Consider the following 26,518-nt stretch of genomic DNA (forward strand, 5'->3'; position numbering starts at 1 on the left):
TGCAGGCGGATTTGTGGCAGGATTTAAGAGTTAATTGGGTGAAGTTTGGACAGTGGGCGAGGGACTGGGTGAAGCAGAGCGCGGTGAAGCAGGGCGCGGTGAAGGATTTGCAGAAGGAGTGGATGGGGTGGATTTTTTGAGACCGACAAAAGCGTCATAACGGGTGGTACGATCGCCAATGACGGCCGCTGTAACGCCGATCGACCGCGTGGCGTCTATCCACATTTTTTGGTTGGGAGGAAACTCCGGCAAAGCTAGGTTTTTCGGGTTAAACGCACTCTCGGTGTCCATGAAGAAATTGCCGTTGTGGGGTTTAAGTTCCGATCGTACTGTTTTCTGGAACAATTCGCTGCTTAAAAGCGGACTTTTCGGTGCCGGAACGATCGCATCAACCACGGGAGCTCCTACTGTCATAAACGCTACATTGTTCATCCAGCCGCGAGTTACCGTAATCCCTCCAAACGGCGATGTCCATTTAATCGCCGGTTTGCCGCCGACTTGAATTTCCTCCACTCTAAATCCTTTACTTTTCATGGTTTCATCAAGCTGTTTCAGGGATTTGTTCGCGGCGCCCTGGTTATTTGTTTCCACCATAAATACAAATCCGGCAGCAAATTTGTCTCTGGGATTCTGGGCGGGCGCTGGTATTAATGATAAAGAAAATTCTCCCGCCATCCAGTTCATTAAGTCTTTATCTAAATCCATGCCGGTAGTGGATTTTAAACCTGTGCGTAAAACTTGGGGATTAATCGGGGAAATCGGGTTTGCCTCGGCTCCTAATACGTAGTCTTGCCACAAACGCTGCAAGTTGCCACCGGATACCATCATTATTGTATTGTTTGGCAGGCGGTTAACCATTTTTAGAGCATTGTTTTCTACTGCTATCCTTCTGGTAGAATCTGGTTTTAGCCAAGAGACTGATTTGAAGGCAATTCCTTCTACATCCAGCGTCGCTGTGGTGGCAAATCCCTGATTTTGTTGCAGTTTTTCGAGGCTTTCTGGCGAAATTTCACGGGCTGAGTTGGCGGCGGCATAGGCGGTGGCAACGGGCATATTGACGTAGATTTGACCGAAGGCGCCCGGACTTTTTATTTTGTCTATGGCGTCTGCATAGCCAGGGGTTTTTGCTAGGGAAGGTTCGCCTTTGTAGGTGTCGATTATTCTGTCTGTAGCGCTAGGATCTGTGGTGACTGCTAGATAGCTTGTGCCGAGTACCGCGACTGAGAAATTGCGATCGGGTACGCCTTGAGTTTCTGTGACTTGCACACCTTTATAATTACGCTCAACTATTTTTCCTTGGCTGAGGGGTCTGGATTTTGCTAATAATTCTTTGGCTTTGATCGGGTTGGCAATTGGCAGGATAATTGCCACTGACTGTTGAATTGGCGGAGATGGGGGCGCGTTGGGTGCCGGCGAGGGGGCTGGTATAGCTATTTTGTTGCGGAGAAAGGCTACCATTGCTGTGTTACCCACCCAGGGTTGAATGTCTTGCTGGTAGGCGTAGCCGTTGCTTGTGAGGAGGCGATCGCGCATTTCCGTTAAAAACCTCTCAAATGAAGCTTTTGACTCCGGTGTGCCAAACTCTCGCAGTCTATTCCACTGCGATTCATCGGTGGTGATGGATAGGGCCATCATCGTATCTTGCGGGACAACCGTTGCCCCCGGCGGCAAATCTTTGGCGGGCCCACGGGAAATGACGAGGTAGTAGGTGACAAAGCCTAAACCGATCAGAAGTGTGGCGGCTCCGATCGTAAACAGCAGGGAAGATTTATCTTTCTTAAACATTATTCGTAAGGTTCGGGTGCTCGCAACATGATAGATTATTTTCTTGGCTCATGTAGCAGATACATTAGCAGATACATTTAACCGGGCAAATTTAGGAAACTCGAATTTACCCCTCCGGGAACAACCAGAAAAACAGTCCTTACTTGAATCAGACAGTAGGTTAGGCTCGTAAAACGAAACCTAACACAAAAAATGTAGCAAGACTTTTGTGACACTTGGCCTTAGTCCTGATTAATTGAATCAGTTTCTGGCTTTAAAGTCTTTAAAGATAGTTTGAAACGAGTACATCATGCGGTGGACATCGTTTGTGGCTCTCGGAAAAATGTTGAGTTCCCATTTTTTGCGAGCGGTAGTTAGTAGTTTTGCTACGGGTTGGGAGTAACTGTTAGAAATGAAATAGCTGCCACCTTCGTAGCGAATATCTGACGCTAAGCCGATAAAAGCACCGGCCATTTCTAGTTTAAGTTCTGAGGTGCTGTGTTCCGATTTTACTGCTAAAATCACCTGCGAGTGCCGAGGTTCGCGGTTGAGTAATCGACAGATATTTGCTTCTTTTTGGTACAAAATTAACACGTTGCAGTTGTGCAAAACTCCGGCTCTACCTTGGACTTTTACTCCTAGGTGAACTTCCAGGGCTGGTTTATCGGGAAATTCCACAACAGCATGAGTGTATGGATGTGCCGTTCCGTGGATTTTTCCCGCTGTTTTTCTAAATGTTAAATATTTCGGTGTTTCGTCGTCTAAAACATTGTTGTAATAAATAGTACCGCCTTCATTAGCAACTGCTTTTAGCAAAATAGTGAAGAGGTAAGTGTCAAAAATTCTGGCTTGTTCTGCCGCTGTGTTAAAATCGGGATCGATCGAGCTTTTTAATTTGCTTTTAATTTCGGAATTGATGGCGTAGTTGCTGGGCCCGGAGGGCAGTTTTTCCAGCAAGTGCTTGAGGGCGATCGCCTGTTTGTGACGGGGGGCTGTGACGCTGGAGGTAAACTCGATTGTTTTCGCAGTTTCGGCACCTGAATTGGCAAAGGTAATTTTTGTGCCGAGGGGTGAGGTTTCTGATTCTACTTTCAAGAAATAAGCAATTTCGTCTTCCATTTCGGAAGTGTTGACCGTCGCTTGTTCGACAGCATTAATTAACAGCAAAAGTTGTTCTTTTGCGGTATAATCTTCTATCTTGAGCAGAGGTGTTTTTCTTTTGAGCGATCGCTCTTCAATTACTTTGCCTATCTCTACAGTATCCGCTACTTGTTGAACTACCCAACCTAAATTAAACTCATTCAGAATTGCCGCCAGTTCCTGATAGAGTTTCGCGTACTCGATCTCGTCCATAATGGTTTCTGCACTGCACACTATTCTGATTATACAAGATAGTTTGATTTTTTGGTCAATGGCCCGTCAGCAACTGCGAATATTGCCTGTAATGGCTGAGTATCGGAGTGTTTGAGTGTCCGAGTGGGGAAAATCTTCCTCTTCCGTGAACATCCTCCGTCACCTCGGTTAAATCCTTTACAGCATCGGTTGCCAAACTTCCTGCTTCTGGAGAGAGACAATTGGGAGTAAGCTATTCTACGACATTTGTAGCGATCGAACTATGGCAACTATCAACGACAACTACCTCAAACTCAAAGCCGGCTACCTGTTTCCCGAAATTGGGCGCAGGGTGAAAGCCTATGCAGAGGCGAATCCCGAAGCGCCCATCATCCGGCTGGGGATTGGCGACGTAACGGAACCGCTACCGGCTGCTTGTCGGGAGGCGATGGTGAAGGCGGTGGAAGACATGGGTTCGCGGGATAGCTTTAAAGGATACGGCCCGGAACAAGGTTATGAGTGGCTGCGGGAGAAAATTGCCGAGCACGATTTTAAGTCGCGGGGATGCGATGTTGATGCTTCGGAAATCTTTATTTCTGATGGTTCTAAGTGCGATTGTGGCAATATTCTCGATATCTTTGGCAACAATAACACGATCGCAGTTACCGATCCAGTTTATCCGGTGTATGTAGACACTAACGTGATGGCCGGACACACGGGAGATGCGAACGAAAATGGCGAATACGGCGGCTTAGTTTACCTGCCAATTACAGCGGAAAACAATTTTACTGCCCAAATTCCCACCGACAAAAAAGTCGATTTAATTTACTTGTGTTTTCCGAATAACCCGACCGGGGCAACTGCAACTAAGGAACACTTGCAAGCTTGGGTAAATTATGCTAAAGCTAACGGTTCGATTATTTTCTTCGATGCGGCTTACGAAGCCTATATTACCGATCCGAGTTTACCGCATTCTATCTACGAAATTGAAGGGGCGCGGGATTGTGCGATCGAATTTCGTTCTTTTTCCAAAAATGCTGGTTTTACGGGTACTCGCTGTGCGCTAACAGTTGTACCGAAGACTTTGACTGGAAAAGCAGCAGATGGTTCCGATGTCGAAATTTGGAAGCTGTGGAACCGCCGCCAATCTACTAAGTTTAACGGAGTTTCTTACATCGTGCAGCGCGGTGCTGAAGCGGTTTATTCTGAGGCTGGCAAGGCACAGATTCAGGCTTTAGTCAATTTTTACATGGAAAATGCTGCGATTATTCGCGAAAAATTGACAGCGGCGGGAATCGAGGTTTTTGGTGGCGAAAATGCACCTTATGTGTGGGTGAAAACGCCTCACGGTTTGTCGAGTTGGGATTTCTTTCAGAAGTTGCTGGAAACTTGCAATGTGGTGGGAACTCCGGGTTCTGGTTTTGGTGCGGCGGGTGAGGGTTATTTCCGCATTTCGGCGTTTAATAGTCGGGAGAATGTGGAGGAAGCGATGAGACGGATTGTGGAGAAGTTTAAGGTGTAAAAGCGCGAGAGATAAGTCTTTTTGGGGCGGGCTCTTCGGCCCACTCCACAAGAAAATTGATCTCTTCTGGAACAGGCATCTTGCCTGTTCATGCAAATGCTGAAAAATGTGAGTTATAATCAGCTTACTGCCTAATTTTCAGGCAGCCACTCCACAAATTCCTCGAAGTTTACGAGCTTGGGTAAAGTTAGAATTATAGGTTTTCAGAATTACTGATAATATAAATTATATCTCTATCCATCTGCGTTTATCTGCGTGCATCTGCGGTTACAAACTCCCAATCTGCCAGTAGTGCCAGATTCAGACAATTTAAAATACTGGATTTAATCGGGCGCTTTTCATCCCAAAATACGATCGCTGAATAAAAGTTAATCGCCGCCGGTGAATTCAAAAGCTCAAAAGTTTGACGCGCAACTCCCTCGTCGTCAAAGCCGAGAAAGTAAACAGTATCATCAAAAACCACAGGTTTATCAGCTATTTCACCGATTAACCTAAAATCCAGTTTTTTATAAAGCCCGCAAATCGCAATTTTCCAAAGTTTGAAGGTATAATCGCCAACTCCAAAAATCGAAAATCGAGGGTTGTTTTGATAAATTTTGCTTTTTCGATTATCTAAATATTGCCCGCAATCCTCCAGATAGCGCCCGGTTTTAGGAGCTATTTTTTTGATATTTTCAGTTGACTCCCCGATAAATTTTTGAGTAATGAGCATATATCGATCGGTAGCATTAATTCGATTTTGAGCAACACCAGAGCCTTTGATGAGCGGAAACAGATAAGTGTCCTCAATATCGACAACTTCTCCGAATGTATTTACAAAATAATTGTCTATTTTGCGAAACTCCATCACGTTAGAACAGTCGTGCTTTACACCCGATCGCCATTTGGTTCCTGAATTCACAGCATATAAATTACTCAATTTACTGAAAGAATTTATATCCTTAACCAAGAGATTGTTGTGATATCCAATTCGGTGACAGTCTGAAGTTTCTAAACTGCTAAATACATCGCAGAAGTAGTTTCGCGAATGAGCATCAAATTGGCAGACTAACAAACAAGCATCAACATTTGCATAAAAATATTTTTTAGCATCTATTTTGTAAGTTGCACAGTTAGCGAGATTGAGTTTTTGAGAGTGAAGGTAATTCAATAACTTTCTAGCAGTCGAAGTCTTGCAAAGCATCGCTAGATCGGCATCGCGCTTTTGCAGCCATTGCACCGCCTGAATCAGCATCCATTCTGAGATATCGAAGTTACTCTTACCTGTGAGAGCATCTAAGCCACTGTGATTTTGAAAATTGTTTTTTTTAGGTAAATTTTCGCTACCAATAGTTCCTTGTTGCGAGTTTGTCACCCACGGAAAGTTGCCGAGTACAAGCAGTCGAGTGCTACACCGATCGACTAATGATTTCCAATCAAAATTAAAGAAATCTCCGTGCCAAATATCGCATCTCTCATCCTGAAATAATTGCTTATTTAGTCTGACTTCTTTTAAGTAATTTTGATTTATTTCAACCCCGATAATTTTGGCGGCGGATGGAAACGAACGTGCAGCAGCTTGAATAAAATTACCGATACCGCACGTCGGCTCAATTATGGTGCCAGGATTGACATTAAGTTCTACTAATTTTCGACATACCATCTCGGCTAATGCCGGCGGTGTCTGAAAATCGCCGTATTCTAGTTTGGTTTTGCGATTGTTAGAACTCATTGGTTAGATTTATAAACTGCGATAACACCTTCCTGTTGTCCGGCACGCTCAATGACCCTTCCATACTGAAGTCGCCATTGCAACGCATTAGAAATGGTCAAAAAACCTTGCAAGGGTGGGTTTCTCAGTATTTCGTCTGCAATGTTACCTGCTTCAATTTCGTCAACAGGTAGATTTTTGTCAAACATGAAAGCAAGCAAATCATCTTTATTGCCTTCGTTATCTAAAATATAGCGAATTCCACGGGTCATTTGAAAATCTGCTGTTCTTTCGGCACTAACGTAAATTGTATGCAAAATATTCAGCGTTGCAGTTCGGATGGTACTGTTGTCTCTCTTTTCGTAAACAAAGATAATCAGTGAATATCCCAGCCCAAAAATCTTTTGCCTTGCAGATTTGAAAGGACATGACGACTGCGGTTGCCTAACACTTGTTACCTTCACGTCAACCAATAGCCCTGGGAAATCGATGCCGCTTGCTGAATTGCCATCTATAAATTCATATTGCTGCTTGAGATAGAGTCTGAACTTTTGCTCCAAATATGTTCCAACAGCCTTTCCGTCTGTGATTCCGTAAAGCAGAGGTTCCGGGTGTTGAGACTCGGCTGCTGAAAATATTGCCGCCTCAGAACAAAGAATTTCTACGGTCAGAGTTGTCATTTTGATGAACCACCACATTTTTAATTGGCTGAGAAGGTAAACAGTATCATTATTATTTGCCACTCTTAATATTCTATCGATCGCCATCGCTGGGAAAACCAAATTGGTCTGGTAATTCATCGGAAGTAATTTGCAAAATCTTTAACAACTTCTTGTATTGAACAGGCGTTAGCTTCGGTACGGATCGCCCAGCTTCCCAGTTGCTTACCGTCGCTTCCGTAACGCCAAGTGCTTCTGCTAGCTGCTTTTGAGTCATAAACCGCTGAACTCTCAGTCGCATTAGGGGCGATCGATCGGCTCTTTCTGAGGTTTCCATAGGCTATTAGTTAAGTTATATTAATTTATTTGGGGTGTGCCTAAAATAATTGACATCTACCCTAAATTACTTTAGAGTTAACCTAATAGAGATTAGACAGCACCAGTTAAGCCACTTGTGCTGTAGGGGAATTGCTGTCTTTTCTTCAACTTGTTATTGTACGCGGTTTTACCGTTACAAAGCATCAAACCTATCCAAAATTATTAGTCAAAGCTATGTTGCAAGATTCATCGTCGAACCAAACATCGCCCAATGTTTTAACCAACCAAACCTTTGAGGCCGATCGCGAAGCAGTCCGTCACGTCATCATCGGTTCGCCGCTGGGGGTACGGCGAACTATCCACCAACTGCACGCATTGCGCTACGAGGAAGCTGTTCGTTGGACTCATCCGATCGCCATTCCCGACAATCGCATCATTATTACACCCGATCAGGGAGAAATCATGAGTCTGTTAGTCAAATTAATCCGCCTGCAATGAAGTCATAAATGTGCGATCGATGTTTCTAGAATTGAGTCAAAAGTGCGATCGCGAATCTCTTCTCGTTGCCCGTGCTAAACTCAACAGATATATCCAAAAACTCTTGTGGGGTAGGCATCCTGCCTGCCCTTAGCACAAACTTAACAACTAGCTCGCAATTCAGCTTATGATTGTTATCACCCCCGTGCTCAAACCTGTTAGCCATATCGAGCTTACTCCCGGTAGTGTCGTAACTATTCCCAATATAAGTTTGCTGGAATTTGAGTCGATTTTGCAGGAATTAGGGGAAAAACGAAGAACTAGAATTGCCTACAGCAAGAGTACCTTAGAAATCATGGTTCCCTTACTAGATCGGGAAATTCCGAAAGATTTAATTTCCGATATTGTAAAAATTTTACTCAAGTCAGCGGGCAGAAGATATGAACCCTTTGGTTCTACTACTTTCAAGCGGGAAGGTGCAGCAGGAGTTGAACCTGATGCTTGCTTTTATATTCTAAATTATCAGCGGATGATTAATCGGCGCCGACTTTTACCGGACGATCCGCCGCCGGATTTGGCAATTGAGACGGATGTTACTTCTAAAACTAAGATCGATGCCTATAAAATTATTGGAGTTCTAGAAGTATGGGTTTACGACAGCGGCGGACTTCTCATTTATTTGCTGCAAGATGGAGAGTATGTAGAATCGGATATGAGTCCGAATTTTCCAGAAATCGCGATCGCCCAGATGATTCCTGCTACAGTGGAACGTGCTTTGCAGGTAGGAAGTTGTCAAGCGCTAGAAGAATTTGAAAGTGCGATCCTCTCCGAGGGCTTCGCTAACGGCTAAACTCGTAGGACACGTTACGCACTTCGCACTTCCCATCCAAAAAATTACACACTTACTGCCACATTGTCAACCCCTAAAGGTCGATAAATTGTATCTCTTTGCTGATAACTCCGCCCCAAAGAACGAATCGCATTTTGCAAATCTTCCACAGATTGACAACTGCCACCAACCGCACCAGCCATTGTAGTAATGTGCTCTTCCATCAATGTACCGCCGATGTCGTTGCAGCCCCATTTCAGCGCTTCTGTAGCTCCGTCTAAACCTAATTTTACCCAACTCGGTTGGTGATTGGAAATCAAATTGCCTAAGAAGATTCTCGATACAGCGGTGAGTAACAATGTATCTGCTAAAACTGGTTGGTCGCGGCCGACTCGACTCCGCAAAGGTGCCGGTGCTTCCTGTCCGACAAATGGTAGTAAAATAAATTCTGTGATGCGTGCTGGATAGTTTTGGTCGATCGCAGTTTGTTGGAGCGATCGCACTTTTTCTAAATGCAAAACCTGCTGTTCGGCTGTCTCAATATGCCCGCACAGCATCGTACTCGTTGTCGGCAAACCCAGACTGTGAGCAGTTCCCACAATTTCCAGCCAAGTTGCCGAATTTAGTTTTTCCGGGCAAATCACCCGTCGCACAGAATCGTCGAGAACTTCCGCTGCGGTTCCCGGCATCGAACCAACTCCCGCATCCCGCAAAGCCGAAATTACATAGCTGAAACTCAGATTATCTTTTCTGGCAATAAATTCTATTTCTTGCGGCGAAAAAGCGTGCAAGTGCAACTGAGGAAACTTATCCTTAATAGTTTTCACCAATTGCAGATAATAAGGCAAAGATGCGCCGTTTAGCTTAGCTTTAAGATTTAAGCCGCCCTGCATACAAATTTCCGTTGCACCCCGCTGCACTGCATCAGTTGCCTTTTCCTGAATTTGAGCTGCATCTAACCAAAAAGCGCCCTCATCTCCTTCGTCGCGGCGAAATGCACAAAAACTGCAATGCTGCTCGCAAATGTTAGTAAAATTAATATTCCGATTGATAACGTAGGTGACAGTATCTCCTGATTGTTGGCGGCGGAGCAAGTCAGCGGTTGTTTGAATAGAAGCTCGCGCGTCTGGCTCTGTTTGCTGCAAAAGTACCAAGGCTTCTGCAGAAGAGATGTTATAACCTTGTAAAGCTCGATCGAGAATTGCATCCACAGTTTTCTTTTTAACTCAGCTACAGAATTACTGACTAGAATTAAGGCGTTTTTATATTTTAACTAATCAATTATGGAGGAACGATATTTTACAATCTCAAGTGCTACCAAACTATTCTTAACTTTCTGAACACTCAAATTATGGGCAGCTACCAACCAAATCAGGTCTTGCCAGTGCCGTCGGGGCCTTTGCAAATTCCTGCTATACAGACTTTCGGTTCAACTTTTGTACACGCAGGCACACCGCCAATTTATTTTTCCCTGGTAATTCCCACCTACAACGAGCGCAGGAATATCCAGAGTATTGTGGAAAAATTGAGCCAATTGCTCGATGGTATCCTTCCCGGCAACTACGAATTAATTGTAGTCGATGACGACAGCCCCGATCGCACCTGGGAAGTCGCCCTGTCCCTGACACCGGAATATCCGCAATTGCGGGTGATGCGCCGGGAAGAAGAGCGGGGACTTTCCACAGCGGTAATTCGCGGGTGGCAGGTAGCTCAGGGTGAGGTTTTGGGCGTCATCGATGCCGACTTGCAGCATCCCCCGGAGACGCTGTTGCAGCTTTTAGCAGAAATTCAGCGGGGAGCAGATTTAGCTGCTGCAAGTCGTCACGTGGGCGAGGGCGGGGTGAGCGACTGGAGCGTTGTCAGGCGATTTTTATCGCGGGGCGCTCAAACCGTGGGGTTGGTGATCCTGCCGGGAGTGGTGGGCCGAGTTTCCGATCCGATGAGTGGCTATTTTATGGTGCGTCGCACTTGCATAGCCGGCAAAACCATGAATCCTGCTGGTTACAAAATATTGATTGAAGTGCTCGGCAGGGGCGATATCCGCTGGATTGGAGAAGTTGGTTACGTGTTTCAGGAGCGGCAAGAAGGCGAGAGCAAAGTTACCTGGAAACAGTATATTGACTATTTGCGACATTTGCTTCGGTTGCGGTTTGCCCGCTGGCCGATGAGCCGATTCCTGCGGTTTGGCGTGGTTGGTTTCAGCGGCGTGTTTGTGGATATGGGAGTTTTTTACCTGCTGCGGACTGTCCTTGGTTTGGGGCTGACTCGCAGTGCAATCTTTTCTGCTGAAGTGGGAATTATCAATAATTTCTTGTGGAATGATTTATGGACTTTTCGTGATATTTCTAAGCGGCAGCCTGGAAAGCGCCAGCGCTTGAAACGGCTGTTGAAATTTAATGTGATTTGTTTGATTGGCTTGATTATGAATGTGCTGCTGGTGAATCTGCTGTTTAATGTTTTTAAGGTAAACGAATATTGCGCTAAGTTGATTGCGATCGCGACTGTCACTCTGTGGAATTTCTGGATCAATATGAAGCTGAGTTGGCGGGTGACGGACGTTCAAAAATAGTTTTTAGTTTGGCTATTCGTTAGTTGTTAGTGGTTATTGGAACTGACAACTAAAAACTCCCAACTGACAACTGACAACAGCCAACGGCCAACTGCCTTTAAATGAATGAATGAATTAATGATTAAGAACAAACAACTGTTGTTGCTATTTCTGTGGACGGCGATCGCCTTTATTTTGCGCTTTGCCAATTTAAACTCGAAACCGCTGTGGACAGACGAGTTTTCTACTCTAGTTTTTAGTTTGGGCAACAGTTTTCGCGGTGTGCCGATCGATCGCGCGATCGACCTTTCTACATTATTACAACCGCTACAATTGCGCGCCGACGCTGACACCGCCGACGTGCTTGGCAATTTGCTACTAGAAAGCAATCATCCACCAGTGTATTTTATGCTCGCCCATTGGTGGATGCGACTGTTTGGGCCGACCGAGGATAGTTTAGTTTGGATAGGGCGAGCTCTTCCTGCATTATTGGGCGTGATTGCAGTTCCAGCTATCTACTTTTTGGGCAAATTTGCTTTTAGTTCGCGTTTAGTCGGTCAATGTGCAGCCGCGATGATGGCAGTTTCTCCCTACGGCATTTATCTCGCTCAAGAAGCTCGCCATTACACTTTAGGCATCTTATTAGTTATTACCTCTCTTTTTTGCCTTGCATTAGCTGCAAAAAAGCTGCAACAGCGCGCTCCCATGCCTATTTGGGCGGTGGTGCTTTGGGTGGTTGTTAATTGTTTGGGAATTGCGGTTCACTACTTTTTCGCACTGACTTTGTGTGCGGAAGCAATAGCATTAATTGCTGTAATCTGGCAGCAGTTTAATGGGAATTTGCCAATTTCAAACAGCCAGCAGCCTAATATTTGGCAATTTCAAATCATCTGGCGGCTTTTCGCAGTAGCGATCGGTACTTTAGCTGGCGGTTTAGTTTGGCTGCCGGTATTTTTGTCAAACAAATACGGCAGCGAACTAACTAATTGGATTGTCAGCGGCGATCGCACATTTATAGATTGGATCGCGCCGATTTTTCAAGCTTTAGCTGGATGGATCACTGTCATGTCTCTGCTGCCGGTGGAATCGCAAAATTTGGCAGTAGTAGTTGCATCGGCGATCGTAATGACAATATTTTTTATATTGGTGCTTCCCCTGCTGCGAGGCGCTCTTAAAACTTCATTAAAAACAAGCGATACTCGTTTAGGTACTGTTATTTTCGGCGGATTTGTGCTAGGAGCAATTTTCCTATTTTTCAGCTTTGCATATATTTTAGGGATTGACCTAACTCGCGGCGCACGATACAATTTCGTCTACTTTCCGGGAGTAATATTGCTTTTAGGAGCAACCTTGGCGGTTATTTTTAACACACCTACAGCAAAAAGTCAATGGTTTAATTTTCGGGCGATCGAAGTTCCGGGCCAAAAAGCAGTGGTGCTAATTTTAGCAATGGCTTTTGCAAGCGGTGTCACAGTAAATTCCAATCTCGGCTATCGCAAATATTACAAACCAGACCTTTTAATTCCGATTATGCGCGAAGTATCGAAAGTTCCCGTGTTAATTGCCACTACTCAAAAGACTCATGTAGAAATAGGAGAGTTGATGGGGATAGGGTGGGAATGGGAAAGAAGTTCGGCAAAGGATTTTGTAGGGGATGTAACGGATGTAACGGATGTTAGGAAGAAAAAAGAAGTTAAAGCCTTGGATTCTGCGCTGTTTCTTTTAGCTAATCAGAGAAAGGATGCACCAGAAATAGCGGCAGGGACACTTGACAAAACACTCAGTCAATTAGAACGTCCGCTTGATTTGTGGTTGGTTAATTTTCGCGCACCTGTGAATCTAGAAGCACAAAAATGTCAGGTTGAATCACGCGAGTTGCCTGCGGTGGATGGGTATGAATATCAAGTTTATCATTGTTCCAAGTCATAGGTAAGTCTTAGGGGATGGATCGGGCGATCGACAAATCTACTTCGGAAAGATCGCACATGAGCCATAAATAACATCTATTGCTAACGATCGATCGCTACGATCGCCTAAACTGGGAAACAACAAGCTTTTAAATGCGATCGCTTATGTCCAGATTTATACAAAATTGGGTGCTACCATTGCTATTGATACTCAGTAATGGTTTCTTGGGTTGGCTGATCAACCAACTGCCCGGTAAACATGACTTAAAAATTGAAGACCCTATAATAATCTTACTGACAGTAGTGTGTCTATTGGCACTTTTTATCCTCGGTGCTATATCCAGTCAGTCTCAGCCGAGTGCAACGCCTGCAAATCAAAATTGGGTTCTTGGTTTTTTACCTTTGCTGGGAGGTGGCATCCTTTTCGCACTCTTGAAGGGGAACCACGTAGCCGCCGAATTCAACTCAGCAGTTTTTTATACATCTCTCATTCTGTTTGGTTTGGGGACTGTGCTCCCGCCTGTACTGCTTTTACCGAGACAATGGCAGAACAGGTTGGTATGGTTGCCCCCAGGCTTCGGACTGGTGGTAATGTTGTATTTCATACTGAGGGGCGAATGGACAGCAGCGGTTTTGGCTTTGGTTGTGACTGTAATTTTGATGTTGTTTATCCATGCCATCAAGTTTCTCATCCCAGTTACTAACCAACTTGCACCGAAGTTTAGGGCAAAGAGACAGCAACTTGCAGATAGTTTTGCAGACGGGATTTGGAATAAAATTGAAGATTCAACCTCACCTTTTCAGCGGCAATATTACCAGGGTTTGACTTATATCTGTCGAGACTATCAAACACAGGGATTGGATAGAGACCGAACCCTGAAGTTGGAAAAGGTATTTGTGCCACTCAAAATTGCTGCAACAGAGGCAGCGAATACAAGCCATAAAATGATTCAGCCACTCAAGGATGAAACAAATAACTCAAAAAAAACAGAAATTGGGGATTTTTTAGCAGCAATAGATAAGAACCCGGCATTTCGGCGCATGGCAGTTTTGGGCGCACCCGGTTCCGGGAAAACTACCCTTTTGAGATATTTAACGCAGACTTATGCCACCAAGCAACAGCGGAAAGAGCATCCGAAAGCGCCGAAACTGATTCCGATATTGTTGTATCTCCGAGATGTGCGTCAGGAAATTGTGAATAATAATCAACTCACCCTGGCAGAGTTAATTACTCAGCAGGTACAGCAGCAGCAGCAAAAATATGGACTGGAGAATCCACCGCCTAACTGGTTTGCCGAAAAAATACGTCAAAACCAATGTTTGGTAATGTTAGATGGATTGGATGAAGTGGCAGATGAAACCCAGCGCCAGCAAGTAAGTCGTTGGGTAGACGCACAGATGCACACATACCCGGATACGGCTTTTATCTTAACCTCTCGACCTTTTGGCTATAAAACTGCGCGGTTGCAACAAGATGTGACTGTCTTAGAAGTGCAACCATTTAGCTTGAAACAGATGCAACTGTTTATTCGTAGCTGGTATTTGGAAACAGAGGTGATAAGTCACGCTGGACAAGATGATGCGGGAGTGCGGGGAGACGCTAAAGAAAAAGCTGATGATTTAATTAAGCGGATTAAGAATAGCAAACCTCTGGCGGACATGGCGGTGAATCCTTTGCTGCTAACAATGATTGCCACAGTTCACCGTCGCGGTAGTGCCTTGCCAGGAAAACGGGTAGAACTTTACAAAGAAATTTGCCAGGTTTTACTAGAAAGGCGACAAAGGGCTAAAAATATTGCGGATGCGCTAACAGCGACGCAAAAGCAATCTGTGCTGCAAGTGCTGGCATTTGAATTAATGCAGCAGAAAACTCGTGAGTTCAACCTATCCGAGGGAATTGATTGGATTACAGACAAATTGGCATATGTAGCAGGCAGTGGGGCGAATCCAGAGGAATTTATTCAGCAAGTTCGGGATGTGAGTGGGTTGTTAGTGGAAAAAGAAGTAGGCGTTTATGAATTTGCTCACTTGAGTTTCCAGGAATATTTAGCAGCGGTTCAGATTAAGGAATCGAACCAAGAGAGTCTGTTAATCGGAAATATTAATCAATCTTGGTGGGCTGAAACTATCCGTCTTTATGCAGCGCAGAGTAATGCTAGCAATCTGATTCGTACAGTCTTGGCGATGCCATCTCCATCCGTTGAAGAAATGGCACTCGCCTATGATTGCTTGGACGAGGGGTTGAGTGTAAATCCAGACGTTCGGCAACAACTGGAGCAAAGGTTAAACGCAGATTTGGAAAGTCGATGACAGAAAGATTCACCTTAGCAGCTAATGTTTTGTTATCCAGGCGTCTGCAAAATCTACTGCGGATTGATGAGAATGTCGAAATTGACATGAGTTACATCACCTGCGCGGAATATCAGCTTTTTATTGATGAGAAGCTGAAAGCAGATGAACATCGCCAACCTGACCATTGGAAAAGTTACCGATTTCCGCCAGGAGATGCTCAAAAACCCATTACTGGAGTACGATCTAGTGATGCTGAGGAGTTTTGTGAATGGTTAACTCAGCAACAATCTGCATTGGGATTTAAATATAGACTGCCAACTCTAGCTGAAGTAGAGGAGCATCCAGTTACAGAAAAACAACTAGGATGCTGGTGTTTTGAAGGAGAACCGCTAATCATTGTAGGCATAGAAACTGGACAGCAGCAAACTTGGCAACAGAAATTAGATGAGGTTTTGGTTCTCTACCGCGACCTCTACCGCGTCCTCAACCGCGACCTCAACCTCGACCTCAACCGCGTCCTCAACCGCGACCTCAACCTCGACCTCAACCGCGACCTCAACCTCGACCTCTACCTCGACCTCTACCGCGACCTCAACCCCGACCTCTACCGCGACCTCAACCTCGACCTCTACCGCGACCTCAACCTCGACCTCAACCGCGACCTCGACAGCGACCTCGACCTCGGCCTCTACCGCGACTTCAACCGCGTCCTCTACCGCGACCTCAACCGCGTCCTCTACCGCGACCTCGACCTCGGCCTCAACCTCGACCTCGACCGCGACCTCTACCGCGACCTCGACAACGTCCTCAACCGCGACCTCGAAGGTCAATTTGAAGCAATTGAAGCGGGCAAAGCTAGTAATTTCCTACTTTTATACTTGCCTCTGGTTCCTGTTATTGTTATCTATCATTTCTTGTCAGCAGCTTATGAGGCAATATCCAAAAATACAACGGCGCTCAATACAATTAAGTTAAGCGGTCAAGAAAGTGAAGCTATGAGCCGTAAGTATCTAGGTAATTTCAATAAAATATACCCACTTTATGTTTACTTGGTATTACTAGATCAGCGACAAGCGGGTCGGATACCAGCATGGGAGAGTATTCGGATTGTCAGGGAAAGAGTTGAGTAGCAGATATAGCGCCTGGATAGTAGGGACACAACAGTGTTGTGTCCTTTGGCTGCGGAACACAGGATTGTTTGTGAAATAGTATTTTCTAATCTTGCCTAACACTATCGGGCACGCCCACGGCCGAAATACCCGATATCGCCTTTAAATTCTGACACCGAATCAACTCATTAAAATCCAAACTGCGCCCTTCAATTTGCGCCACAGCCTCGATCGCCCCCAGCAAATGTCCGGCCGCTTCCGCTTCGTTGTAACCGCGCCTTCCCGCTACTCTAATTGCCCCTTCGTCAGCATCTAACTCTACTTGGGAACTGCGGTTGTCGCGCCAAATTCGAGTCATCGCGAGTCCTGTCAAACCGCCCGCGATCGCAGTGCCGATCGCATCTCCCTGCAACAATTCTACAACAGTCCCCACAATTCCCGCCAGAGCCGCACCTTGATAAATATCCGGTTTAAACCACTTAAAATTGCACAGAAAACTTACATTCCGCAATAGCAGTAAATCCCGCTGCGGCTTAGATAGCAGCCGCCACAAATCAAAATTAATATAAATCGGGCGAGATTGATTCCAAGGCAAAGGAAAATCGCAGTCAATTACCGTTGATTGTTGGGGCTTATTAATAATTTTACACATCATGCGGCCCGAAGCGGGCATCACATCTAACAGGCGGCGAATTTCTGGATCGGGATTCATATTTTTGGGGAATTGGTTATTGGTAATTAGACCTATAGCAGAAATTTTTGATTAATATGTCAACCGCAGATTCAAGGCAGATAAACGCAGATAATTTTTAGATAGTTTGGGAATGCTTGCAATTTGAGTCTAATCTGTAGGGACACGGCATTGCCGTGTCCTTTTCCCATAGCTCATTTAATGACTTTTCTTAGAGTCTGATTTGGGAGATTATTGAGCTTTCGGAGTTGCTTTTTCACTCTTCGGCGAAGGCTTCGGACTGGCAATTGATGGGGCAACTGACGGCTTTGAATTCGCGGCTGGGGATGGCAGTGGTTTGGGAGAATCAGGGGCTGTTAGCGGGGCAGCAGGGGCTGTTTTAGCGCCTAAAATGCTGGCGTCTCCGGTGTCGAAGGTTCCCGCGATGCAAGCGATCATCATTGTCGCTAAGGTGCCGACAAATAATGCTTTCCAACCGAGTTCGGAAATGTCTTTGCGACGGGATGGAATTAGGGCGATTGTGCCGCCGACAAATATGCCGACGGATGCTAAGTGGGCAAAGCCGGAAAGGGCGTAACTGACAATTAAAACTGTACGATCGCTCACCAGTCCTTTTGCCGATGCTTCTGCTAAACTTTGATAGGGCGGAATGGCTGTTTCTAACAACCTGCGACCGATAATTACTGACGCTTGCCAAGAGTCGTCTAATGAAACTCCTGTTAATAGCGTCAGGGGATAAAATAAAAATCCCATAATGTTGGCTAAGGTGACAACTTTGAAAAAGCCACCGATGGGGCCGGGCAAAATTGCCAGCCAACCAAAGAATTGATTGATTAAGGAAACTAAGCCTAAGATTAAAATCAAAACAGCGGCAATTGCTACTGCCATTTTTACACCGTCCAATGCACCAATTATCGCTGCATCTAAAGGGCTGACTCGTTCGATGGGTTCTCCCCCAACAGTCTCTTGTGTGAATTCTTCGCGCTCCCTGTCCGAAATTTCTTCGCCCACAAACTCGCGGCCTTTAGGCTTGGGTTCTTCCTTGGGAATGCCACCCATTGTCAGGGGCACTCCTGTTTCGGGCACTAAGATTTTGGATAGAACAAAACAAGCGGGAATAGCGATAATTGAGGCTGAAACTAAGTGTCCTAAAATATTGGGAAAAACTGGCTTGAGAAAACTAACGTAAATTGCTAAAGTTGAAGAAGCAGCGGTTCCAAAACAGCAAGAGAGGATTGCACAAAGTTCCGAACGAGTCATTCTTGGCAAATAAGGCTTGACGACTATTGCCGCTTCAATTCCTACGAAAATATTAGCCGCACCGCTGAGGGCTTCCGCGCCGCTCAACCGCATTGTCATATAAAAGATTTTTGCAAAAAGTTCGGTGATAATTTGAATCACGCCGATGTTGTATAGCAAGGCCATGAGGCCAGAAAAAAAGATGACTGTCGGTAAAGCTCGAAAGGCAAAAATATATCCTAAATTAACTGCCGGATCTTTACCAGGTATCGGTACAACATTGCTCCCGAATACAAATCTCGCTCCAGCGTCAGCAGCGGTGAATACTCCATCCAGTAAGCTAGTAAACCATTCTAAAGCGATGCGAGTTGGGGGGAACAGGAATACTAAAAATCCTAAGACTAATTGCAGGCCAATGCCCCAGATGATGACGCGCCAAGGTATATACTTCGACTGTCGGTTTTCTGAAAAAACCCAGGCGATCGCACATAAGCCAAAAATGCCCAGAAACGAGATAAGATTGTAGATAGACATGAGCCTAGTCCTTGAAATAGTTGAGAATGCCGATCGACGGCTTGCACCACATCAGTTATACTATTCATCTGACGGCAAATGCTAAAAAAAAATAACGGGCAGATAAATTACGCACTCAACAGCGTACTTATGTCATTGCTTAGGTCATTCCGAACTCTGCGGATCTTTAGCAAGCCTTGATTTGCCGTAATTACCAGCAGTTTAAATAGAAACTCTAACACATGGAAGCTTTTGCTCCACATCCTCCTGAATGGACTGCGACGGCGGTTCACGCTAATGAGTTTTGCTGTCCCAAGTGCGGCGCTAGCTGTACGGATGCCGCTGAGGTCTGGATTAATCGCCGATCGCCAGTATACACCGAGTTCAACCGCCGCAAGTGGCAAGAATTTTACCGATGCCAGTGTGGCGGTGTGTGGTGGGCTTGGAGTAGCGATAGGCCTCCTTCTGAACTTGTGCGTCGCGATGAAATCTCGAATGACGGCCCGGATGACAGCCCGGATGATGATTTTTAGAACCGTGACAGAATTTTCGCTTTTCGCTTTGCGATTTTTTTATTTAAAATTAGGGTAAGGTGCGCGGCATGGCGCACCCTACGTTTAGATAAGTTATCGCCCGTTCTCAACTAATTGAGCACGTCAAGTATTCCCTTGACTACGCCTTCCATGACTCTTTCAATTAAGCTCAATTCATTTTCGCCGATCGACTCATTTAAGAGCATTGACTGAATTCGCTGTCTGTCATCGCGAGTCAGTTCGCCTGACGAAAATATCCGCTCTACTATTTGTTCAGTTAGAAATTGGAAAGCTGGAGTTTGCATGGTTGGTCTCTAAAAGCATTAATATTTTGTTTTTAACTTCATTAGAGCAGCCAGTTATTTTGCGGGTTTTTGCCGTCCCACCCAGTCAGTGCTGCAATCATAAGACTTTGAGGGCATTTTGTCAAGATACCTGCGACAGATAAATATAAAATCTGCATTAAATTTCCGACATTCTGGCAACGGGTGGTTTTGGAGTGCGATCGACCCCCGGCGGTGGCGGTATTCGATCGACCTTTTTAAGTTTATTGGCACTTGGGCGGAACATTACAGCTCAAAAAAAATCAAAACGAGAAGAGATTAAAATTGGTAATGGAGAATTGGCTTTTCTGAATTCCCTCTTCCTTCCGGCTAATGACTAATGACTAAGAACTAATAACTAATGACTAATGGCTTCCTCCAATGACCTATTTCCGTTCTGCTCTAATTTTGACATTAGGTTTTGGGCTGCTACCGCTAGCAGTGCGATCGCAACCCGTAGTTCCTGCTACTGATGGCACGAATACTGTTGTTAAGTCCGAGCAAAACCGCACAGACATTAGTGGCGGACAACTGTCAGGAAACGGGGCAAATCTGTTTCACAGCTTCAGCCAATTTAATCTCAGCGAAGGTCAAATAGCTAATTTTATAACTAATCCAAATATTCAAAATATTTTAGGGCGGATTTCCGGTGACAATGTTTCCGTCATTAACGGTCTGATTTCTGTAAGCGGCGGTAACTCAAATTTATTCTTAATGAATCCGGCGGGAATTGTCTTCGGTCAAAATGCTAGATTAAACGTGCCGGGGTCTTTTTTCGCGACAACTGCTACAGGTATTGGATTCGGCGATCGCTGGTTCAATTCTGCCGGAATTAATGATTACAAAGCTTTACTGGGAAATCCCAATCAATTTAATTTTAATAACTCACAAGTTGGTGCAATTGTCAATGCTGGAAACTTGGCAGTTGGCAGCGGGCAAAGTTTAACTTTGCTCGGTGGCACCGTTGTTAATACAGGACAATTATCCGCTCCCCATGGTCAAGTTACTGTGGCTGCTGTTCCGGGACAAAATGCAGTCCGTATCAGTCAAGGTGGCAATTTATTGAGTTTAGAAATTACTCCGTCTTTGCAGTTAGAAAACTCGGTGATTGCCCCGGTTTCTTTGCCTCAGTTGCTGACGGGACCCGGCGTAGCGTCAGCCACAGGTTTAACGACTAACGAACAAGGTCAATTGGTACTGACTGGCAGCCAAACAGTGCCGGCAGTTGCCGGAAGTGCGATCGTCTCCGGTTCTGTAAATGTATTTGGCCCTTCTGGGAATGCTGGCGGCACAGTCAATATTTTAGGGGAAAAAGTGGGACTCTTCGGCGCAAATATCAATGCTTCCGGGACAGATGGCGGAGGTACTGTGCGCGTCGGAGGGGGTTTCCGGGGGATGGAACCAGTGCCGAACGCACTGGTAACTTATGTTAGTCCTGATTCTACGATCGCAGCCAACGCGATCGACCGTGGCAATGGCGGCACTGCGGTAATTTGGTCAGACAATACAACTCGCTTCTTCGGCAATATTAGTGCTCGCGGGGGCATCGCCGCAGGTAACGGCGGAAGAGTAGAAGTTTCCGGCAAAAATGCTTTAACTTTCCAAGGAAAGGTCGATACCCGCGCGACTAACGGTGCGATCGGCAATTTGTGGCTCGATCCGGCAAATATTACGATCGTCAGCGGTAACGGCGACACCAGCGCGCCATCTGGCGGGGAACTCGCATCGGCACCCGAACCCAATGAAACATCGATCTCAGAAGTACAGTTGGAACAGATGGCAGCCGGCAGCAACGTGGTTCTAGAAACCCCCGGCTACATCACCCTCCAAGACTTACCCGATAACCAACTTTCCCTGCAAGCAAGAACGGGAGACACCGTAACATTTAGATCCGGCGGAGTGTTTGTTGTCAATGACCCCAAGGACGCAATCGAGACTCAAGGCGGCAACATCAACATTTTTGGCAGCAGCATCTCTCTGGGCGGACTTAATGCCAACGGCGGCAATATCGCTATCACTGGTAACGGCATTGACTTTAGAGGTGGCAGCAATTCTGTCAGCAGTGCGGGGGGAACAATTCGCTTGCAACCCAACGATAGCCGATCGATTCGGATCGGTGGCACCGGCGATATTTTGGGCATTTTGGACTTGACGGCAAGGGATCTCGGCGCTTTGGCGGGGGATTTCGGCTCGATCGCGATCGGGCGCGAAAACGGTAGCAGCTCCTCGATCGCGATCGTCGCACCCATTACCTTCAACAGCCCGCTGACACTTCAAGGCAGCTCGATCAGGATCGACAATCCCCTGAGAACAAGTGGCAGCGCTAGCTTGACTCTCGACGCGCCCCAAACTGATCTCAACGCCAACATTGCGACATCCGGCGGCGATCTCACTTTTACAGGAAACGCATCCCTCAATGCTGACGTGGCTTTGAGCACGGAACTTAGCGGCAACATTCTGTTCTCCGGCAGCCTAGACGGATCTCACGCCCTAAGACTAGACGCTCAGCGAGTGCTGTTCGGCGGTACAGTCGGTCAAGCTGCACCGCTGGCGAGTTTGACTGTAAACGCCGGCAGTACCGAGGTATCGGGCAATATTGCGACATCTGGCGACATGACTTTCAATAGTAACGTCACAGTCGATCGCACCGCCGCCCTAGCCGCCACTACCGGCAATATCACTTTTGCCAATACCCTCGACAGCAGGCCGGGCCGAGCAAATAATTTGACGCTGCGCGCTGGTGGCAACATTACTTTTGACGGCAGAGTCGGTCAAACTCAGAGGTTGGGCCTGCTCTCGGCTGATGCTGCTAGCGTGACGGCTGCTTCCACAATGGCAGCCCGCATTTTGAGCGTTAACGCGCGAGATGCCGTTACCTTCGGGGGGGACAGCACGGCCGCTTTGGGAGCCGATATCAAGGCAGAAAACGTCCTTCTAGAGGGTAATTTAAGGACGGATGGCGGCAGTGTGAATCTGCAAGGAAGCGGGGAGGTTCGGACTGGTAATATTACCTCGAATGGTGGGAGGATTCGGGTTGAGGGAAATACTGTTGCTGCAGGTACGATCGACTCGTCATCGGCGGGCACAGGAGGCGCGATCGCTCTCCAAAGCAATGCCGGCCCTTTAACTGCGGGAGCTTTGAACGCTTCGGGGGCGATCGGCGGAAATATCGATGTCACCTCGAAAGCGGGCATTTCGGCTCTAGATATCAACTCCAGCGGCACTTCAAACGGCAACGGCGGAGGCGTTTCCCTGAACGCGACTGATAACATTCAGTTGGGCTTTATCAATGCTCAAGGTGGCACTGGTGGCGCTGGTGGCAGCGTTGATGTGACAACCCTCGGTTTGTTTCGCTCGAACAATGTTTTCAACGATATATCGGGCAATTCTTCGAGTATTTCTACTGCCGGAGGTGCGGGGGCGGGGGCGATCGCAATTGGGCACGGAGGCGGTAGCGATCGACCGTTTGTAGTTGGCGGCGCGATCGACAATGGAACCCTGGGAAGCATTAATGCTGGCGCGGGAAACGCCATTTTGCCCACTTTTTCTTTTGGACAAACTTACACCCAAGGAAATTTACCAAATCAGATTTCCCTAATTACACCGGGCCCGCCCTCTACTCCTGCACCAATTCCCGCACCAATTCCCGCACCAATTCCCGCACCAATTCCCGTACCAATTCCCGCACCGCCTGTAGTTCCCGTAAATCCTGAGCCTCCCCCATCACTTCCTGCATCTTTGCAAGTAGAATTAGAGTCGCAAAGTAGATACAAACATTCCCCAATTAGGCCGGATATTTTCGCTCCTTCTCGCAGATTCGATTCGGTCGGAGCGGGAGTTTTAGAGTTTGAGCAAACCTTTACTCGCGAGTACGAAAAATATCTAGACTTGCCCGCAAGAACGCCGATTAGTAATATGTCGGTAATTTACGAAACTCTTCGCAAAAACGAAAAAATTACCGGGATAAAATCTGCCATTATTTATATGAATTGGGTCAGCGGCTTGGCTGCCACCACCGCCAAAGAAAATGGTTCAGTGCTGGTGGCCACTCAGGATTTATCTAATCTGTTGCCTGTGAGAAAAAACCTCACCTCCGGGCCCCCTCGCGTCTTAGAAGATAAGTTAGCCCAGAGGTTGCCGCCGGATGGCACAGAAGTTTCCGATGTTCCTAACGGGGAGCATTTAGAATTAGTGTTAGTAACAGCTAACGATGAACCGAGGCGCGTTTTAATTCCGGCGACAACGCGCTGGCAGGTGTTGCAACTAGCCGAGGCCCTGCAAAGCGAAATAACTAATCCCCGAAAAAGAAGCAGCATTAGTTATTTGGATACGGCGCAAAAACTTTATCGGTGGTTAATTGCGCCAGTTGCTGCAGAATTGACAGCTTTAAAAATTGACAATTTAATTGTAATTCCGGCAGCAGGTTTGCGGAGCGTGCCGTTTGCGGCACTTCACGACGGCAAAGGCTTTTTAGTTGAGAAATACAGCATTAGCGTGATGCCGAGTCTGAGTTTGACTGATACTCGCTACGACAATATTGCGGATGATGAAGTTTTGGCAATGGGGGCGTCGGTATTTGAAGATAAAGCGCCATTACCAGCGGTACCGGTGGAGTTAGAGTCGATCGCGCCGCCCGATCGGGGAAAATCATTTTTGAATCAAGATTTTACTCTCGGAAATTTGCAAGCTCAGCGAGCAAATCGACCTTTTGGTATCATTCACTTAGCAACTCACAGCGAATTCCAGCCCGGGGAACCAAAAAATTCTTACATTCAGTTGTGGGATAGTAAATTGCGTATCGATCAAATGCGGCAGTTGCGATGGAATGAACCGCCGGTCAATCTGTTAGTTTTAAGCGCGTGCAGTACCGCCTTGGGCGACGAAGAGGCGGAGTTGGGGTTTGCGGGTTTGGCGGTAGCTAGCGGTGCTAGATCCGCTTTAGCGAGTTTGTGGGAAGTCAGCGATGAGGGGACTTTGGGGCTGATGACTGAGTTTTATCGCCAGTTGCGGACACCCAAACGCGGTGGCAATTTGATGATTAAAGCGGAGGCTTTGCGGCGCGCGCAATTGGAGATGCTGCAGGGGCGCGTGCGGATTCAAGACGGGATGTTGCGAGTCGAAGGGCTTTCTGAAAGTCTAATTTTGCCTCCGGAAATTGCGGCGCGGGGCGATCGCGTGCTTTTGCATCCTTATTATTGGGCCGCCTTTACAATGATTGGTAATCCTTGGTAATGAAGATGTGGAATGAAGAAGGAAAAAGAGGCGATTTGCACTCGCTTTCATGGCATGGTGATTCGCCCTATTTATACTCTAATTATGCAACGCCCACATCTGCTATGAAGACCAAGGGCGATCGCACTTCACTCTGTTTTGCCGGATTTTGCAGGAAACTGGGGAGCGATCGTACTCCTGACCGGAATGTTTAGCCGTCTTATTTTTAAGAAATGTTAATAAAAAATAACTTTTCTTTTGAAACATAAGTTTTTCTTAAAATTTCGGATATTATTATGTATTAGAGGATACATCTACTTAATTAATTAACAATTCCTAAAAAAATAATTGAGTATTAATACTCATAAGAGGATATAAGAATGATTAACTTACCGGGCTACGACATTACCAACCAAATCCATGAAAGTAATAATTCTTTAGTTTACCGGGGACTGAGAAAGCAAGACAACAAACCGGTAATTATCAAATTTCTCAAACAAGATTATCCGATGCCAGCTTCGTTAGTCAGATACAAGCAGGAATACGAAATTACACACAATCTTAACCTAGAAAGTGTGCCTAAAACCTGCGGCTTAGAAAGATCTCATAACAGTTTGGCTATCATTTTCGAGGATTGTGGTGGAGACTCATTAAAGCTCTTGTTGGCTTCTCACAAACTTACCTTAGAAGAGTTTTTATTAACAGCTATTAAAATAACCCGGGCTTTAGGTGAAATTCATCGACATAAAATTATTCATAAAGATATCAATCCCAGCAATATTATTATTAACTCAAGCACAGGGCGAGTTCAAATTATAGATTTTGGCATCTCTACTGTTTTAAAGCGCGAAAATCCTAGCCTGAAAAATCCTAATGTTTTAGAAGGGACTCTTAGCTATATATCGCCGGAACAAACAGGCAGAATGAACAGATCGATCGACTACCGCACTGATTTTTACTCATTAGGAGTCACTTTTTACGAACTGCTAACGGGACAATTGCCCTGGGATTACAGCGATGCAATGGAATTAATCCACTGTCACATTGCCAAACAAGCAGTACCGCCCCATCAACTCAATCTAGACATTCCTAAAGCTGTTTCTAATATTGTGATGAAGCTATTAGCTAAAACCGCTGAAGCCAGATATCAAAGCCCTTGGGGAATTATCGCTGACTTAGAAGAATGCCTAGAACAATTAAAAACTACGGGAGTAATTGCCGATTTTGCGATCGCCCAAAAAGATATTACAGATAAGTTTCAAATACCTCAAAAACTCTACGGCAGAGAAACAGAAGTTGAAACCTTATTAGCAGCCTTTGAGCGAGTCAGCAGGGGCAGCACCGAAATGATGCTAGTATCCGGTTACTCAGGCATTGGTAAATCCGCCTTAGTACAAGAAGTTTATAAACCAATTACTAAAGCCAGAGGTTATTTTATTGCCGGGAAATTCGACCAATTTCAACGAAATATCCCTTACGCCGCCGTTGTCAAAGCCTTTCAATCATTAGTCAAGCAACTCTTAACAGAAAGCGAAAATCAACTCAATACCTGGAAACACAA

Annotated in this window: 20 protein-coding genes; 10 read left to right on the top strand and 10 right to left on the bottom strand. The window is 45.9% G+C overall.

Features of this window, described 5'->3' with window-relative positions; all coding sequences use genetic code 11:
- Positions 1-30: 30 nt before the first annotated feature.
- Both QUA07_RS08740 and QUA07_RS08745 read right to left on the bottom strand, forming a co-directional pair.
- Positions 31-1,785: a DUF3352 domain-containing protein gene (locus QUA07_RS08740; RefSeq protein WP_333324172.1), complete on the bottom strand. Its 1,755-nt coding sequence runs from the start codon at positions 1,783-1,785 to the stop codon at positions 31-33.
- 240 nt (positions 1,786-2,025) lie between these two features.
- Positions 2,026-3,117, bottom strand: a complete 1,092-nt coding sequence (locus tag QUA07_RS08745) for a hypothetical protein (RefSeq protein WP_333324174.1) — start codon at positions 3,115-3,117, stop codon at positions 2,026-2,028.
- 262 nt (positions 3,118-3,379) lie between these two features.
- Between QUA07_RS08745 and QUA07_RS08750 the strand changes: the two genes are divergently transcribed.
- Entirely contained in the window at positions 3,380-4,618 is a 1,239-nt protein-coding gene (locus QUA07_RS08750; RefSeq protein WP_333324176.1) for an LL-diaminopimelate aminotransferase, read from the top strand.
- A 247-nt stretch (positions 4,619-4,865) separates the two neighbouring features.
- Here the strand turns inward: QUA07_RS08750 and QUA07_RS08755 are convergent, their stop codons facing one another.
- The 3 genes from QUA07_RS08755 to QUA07_RS08765 are packed head-to-tail and all read right to left on the bottom strand — an operon-like array spanning position 4,866 to position 7,304.
- Positions 4,866-6,329 carry a class I SAM-dependent methyltransferase gene (locus QUA07_RS08755; protein ID WP_333324178.1) on the bottom strand — a complete coding sequence of 488 codons (1,464 nt, stop codon included), beginning with the start codon at positions 6,327-6,329 and terminating at the stop codon, positions 4,866-4,868.
- On the bottom strand, positions 6,326-7,108 hold the full coding sequence (locus tag QUA07_RS08760; protein ID WP_333324180.1) for a restriction endonuclease: 783 nt from the start codon (positions 7,106-7,108) through the stop codon (positions 6,326-6,328). The genes QUA07_RS08755 and QUA07_RS08760 overlap by 4 nt, the downstream gene beginning before the upstream one ends.
- A complete protein-coding gene (locus QUA07_RS08765; protein WP_333324182.1) occupies positions 7,062-7,304 on the bottom strand; it encodes a helix-turn-helix transcriptional regulator in 243 nt (80 codons plus the stop codon). Before QUA07_RS08765 ends, QUA07_RS08760 begins: the two co-directional genes overlap by 47 nt.
- A 215-nt stretch (positions 7,305-7,519) precedes the next feature.
- Between QUA07_RS08765 and QUA07_RS08770 the strand changes: the two genes are divergently transcribed.
- Together QUA07_RS08770 and QUA07_RS08775 are read left to right on the top strand one after the other, a co-directional pair.
- On the top strand, positions 7,520-7,783 hold the full coding sequence (locus tag QUA07_RS08770; RefSeq protein WP_190731698.1) for a hypothetical protein: 264 nt from the start codon (positions 7,520-7,522) through the stop codon (positions 7,781-7,783).
- A gap of 166 nt (positions 7,784-7,949) precedes the next feature.
- Entirely contained in the window at positions 7,950-8,612 is a 663-nt protein-coding gene (locus QUA07_RS08775) for a Uma2 family endonuclease (protein ID WP_333324185.1), read from the top strand.
- A 44-nt stretch (positions 8,613-8,656) separates the two neighbouring features.
- Here QUA07_RS08775 and cofH read toward each other — a convergent pair whose 3' ends face one another.
- A complete protein-coding gene (gene cofH / locus QUA07_RS08780; protein ID WP_333324187.1) occupies positions 8,657-9,802 on the bottom strand; it encodes a 7,8-didemethyl-8-hydroxy-5-deazariboflavin synthase subunit CofH in 1,146 nt (381 codons plus the stop codon).
- A gap of 140 nt (positions 9,803-9,942) precedes the next feature.
- On the opposite strand from cofH, the gene QUA07_RS08785 reads away from it, so the two are divergent.
- The 4 genes from QUA07_RS08785 to QUA07_RS08800 all read left to right on the top strand — a co-directional run bounded on the left by QUA07_RS08785 (position 9,943) and on the right by QUA07_RS08800 (position 16,468).
- Complete coding sequence (locus QUA07_RS08785; RefSeq protein WP_333324189.1) at positions 9,943-11,160, top strand: glycosyltransferase; 1,218 nt, start codon at positions 9,943-9,945, stop codon at positions 11,158-11,160.
- 117 nt (positions 11,161-11,277) lie between these two features.
- Entirely contained in the window at positions 11,278-13,068 is a 1,791-nt protein-coding gene (locus tag QUA07_RS08790; protein ID WP_333324191.1) for a glycosyltransferase family 39 protein, read from the top strand.
- 143 nt (positions 13,069-13,211) lie between these two features.
- The gene (locus QUA07_RS08795; protein WP_333324193.1) at positions 13,212-15,356 is read left to right on the top strand and encodes an NACHT domain-containing protein; all 2,145 of its coding nucleotides are present in this window, start codon (positions 13,212-13,214) and stop codon (positions 15,354-15,356) included.
- Entirely contained in the window at positions 15,353-16,468 is a 1,116-nt protein-coding gene (locus QUA07_RS08800) for an SUMF1/EgtB/PvdO family nonheme iron enzyme (RefSeq protein ID WP_333324195.1), read from the top strand. The genes QUA07_RS08795 and QUA07_RS08800 overlap by 4 nt, the downstream gene beginning before the upstream one ends.
- Positions 16,469-16,553: 85 nt before the next feature.
- Here the strand turns inward: QUA07_RS08800 and QUA07_RS08805 are convergent, their stop codons facing one another.
- Positions 16,554-17,159, bottom strand: a complete 606-nt coding sequence (locus tag QUA07_RS08805; RefSeq protein ID WP_333042068.1) for a DUF3318 domain-containing protein — start codon at positions 17,157-17,159, stop codon at positions 16,554-16,556.
- Between the two features lie 210 nt (positions 17,160-17,369).
- Positions 17,370-18,911, bottom strand: coding sequence for a nucleoside transporter C-terminal domain-containing protein (locus tag QUA07_RS08810; protein WP_333324197.1), 1,542 nt, complete (start codon positions 18,909-18,911; stop codon positions 17,370-17,372).
- Between the two features lie 221 nt (positions 18,912-19,132).
- Between QUA07_RS08810 and QUA07_RS08815 the strand changes: the two genes are divergently transcribed.
- On the top strand, positions 19,133-19,423 hold the full coding sequence (locus QUA07_RS08815) for a hypothetical protein (RefSeq protein ID WP_333210323.1): 291 nt from the start codon (positions 19,133-19,135) through the stop codon (positions 19,421-19,423).
- Between the two features lie 110 nt (positions 19,424-19,533).
- Here the strand turns inward: QUA07_RS08815 and QUA07_RS08820 are convergent, their stop codons facing one another.
- On the bottom strand, positions 19,534-19,728 hold the full coding sequence (locus QUA07_RS08820) for a hypothetical protein (protein WP_333085563.1): 195 nt from the start codon (positions 19,726-19,728) through the stop codon (positions 19,534-19,536).
- Between the two features lie 399 nt (positions 19,729-20,127).
- On the opposite strand from QUA07_RS08820, the gene QUA07_RS08825 reads away from it, so the two are divergent.
- A complete protein-coding gene (locus QUA07_RS08825) occupies positions 20,128-24,978 on the top strand; it encodes a CHAT domain-containing protein (protein WP_333324199.1) in 4,851 nt (1,616 codons plus the stop codon).
- 102 nt (positions 24,979-25,080) lie between these two features.
- Here the strand turns inward: QUA07_RS08825 and QUA07_RS08830 are convergent, their stop codons facing one another.
- On the bottom strand, positions 25,081-25,224 hold the full coding sequence (locus tag QUA07_RS08830; protein ID WP_333324201.1) for a hypothetical protein: 144 nt from the start codon (positions 25,222-25,224) through the stop codon (positions 25,081-25,083).
- Positions 25,225-25,337: 113 nt separating this feature from the next.
- Between QUA07_RS08830 and QUA07_RS08835 the strand changes: the two genes are divergently transcribed.
- The coding region (locus QUA07_RS08835; protein ID WP_333324203.1) for a protein kinase domain-containing protein at positions 25,338-26,518 on the top strand (1,181 nt) is incomplete at its 3' end.

Origin of the sequence: Microcoleus sp. T3_A4 (assembly GCF_036700465.1) — a bacterium.
Taxonomy (GTDB): Bacteria; Cyanobacteriota; Cyanobacteriia; order Cyanobacteriales; family Microcoleaceae; genus Microcoleus.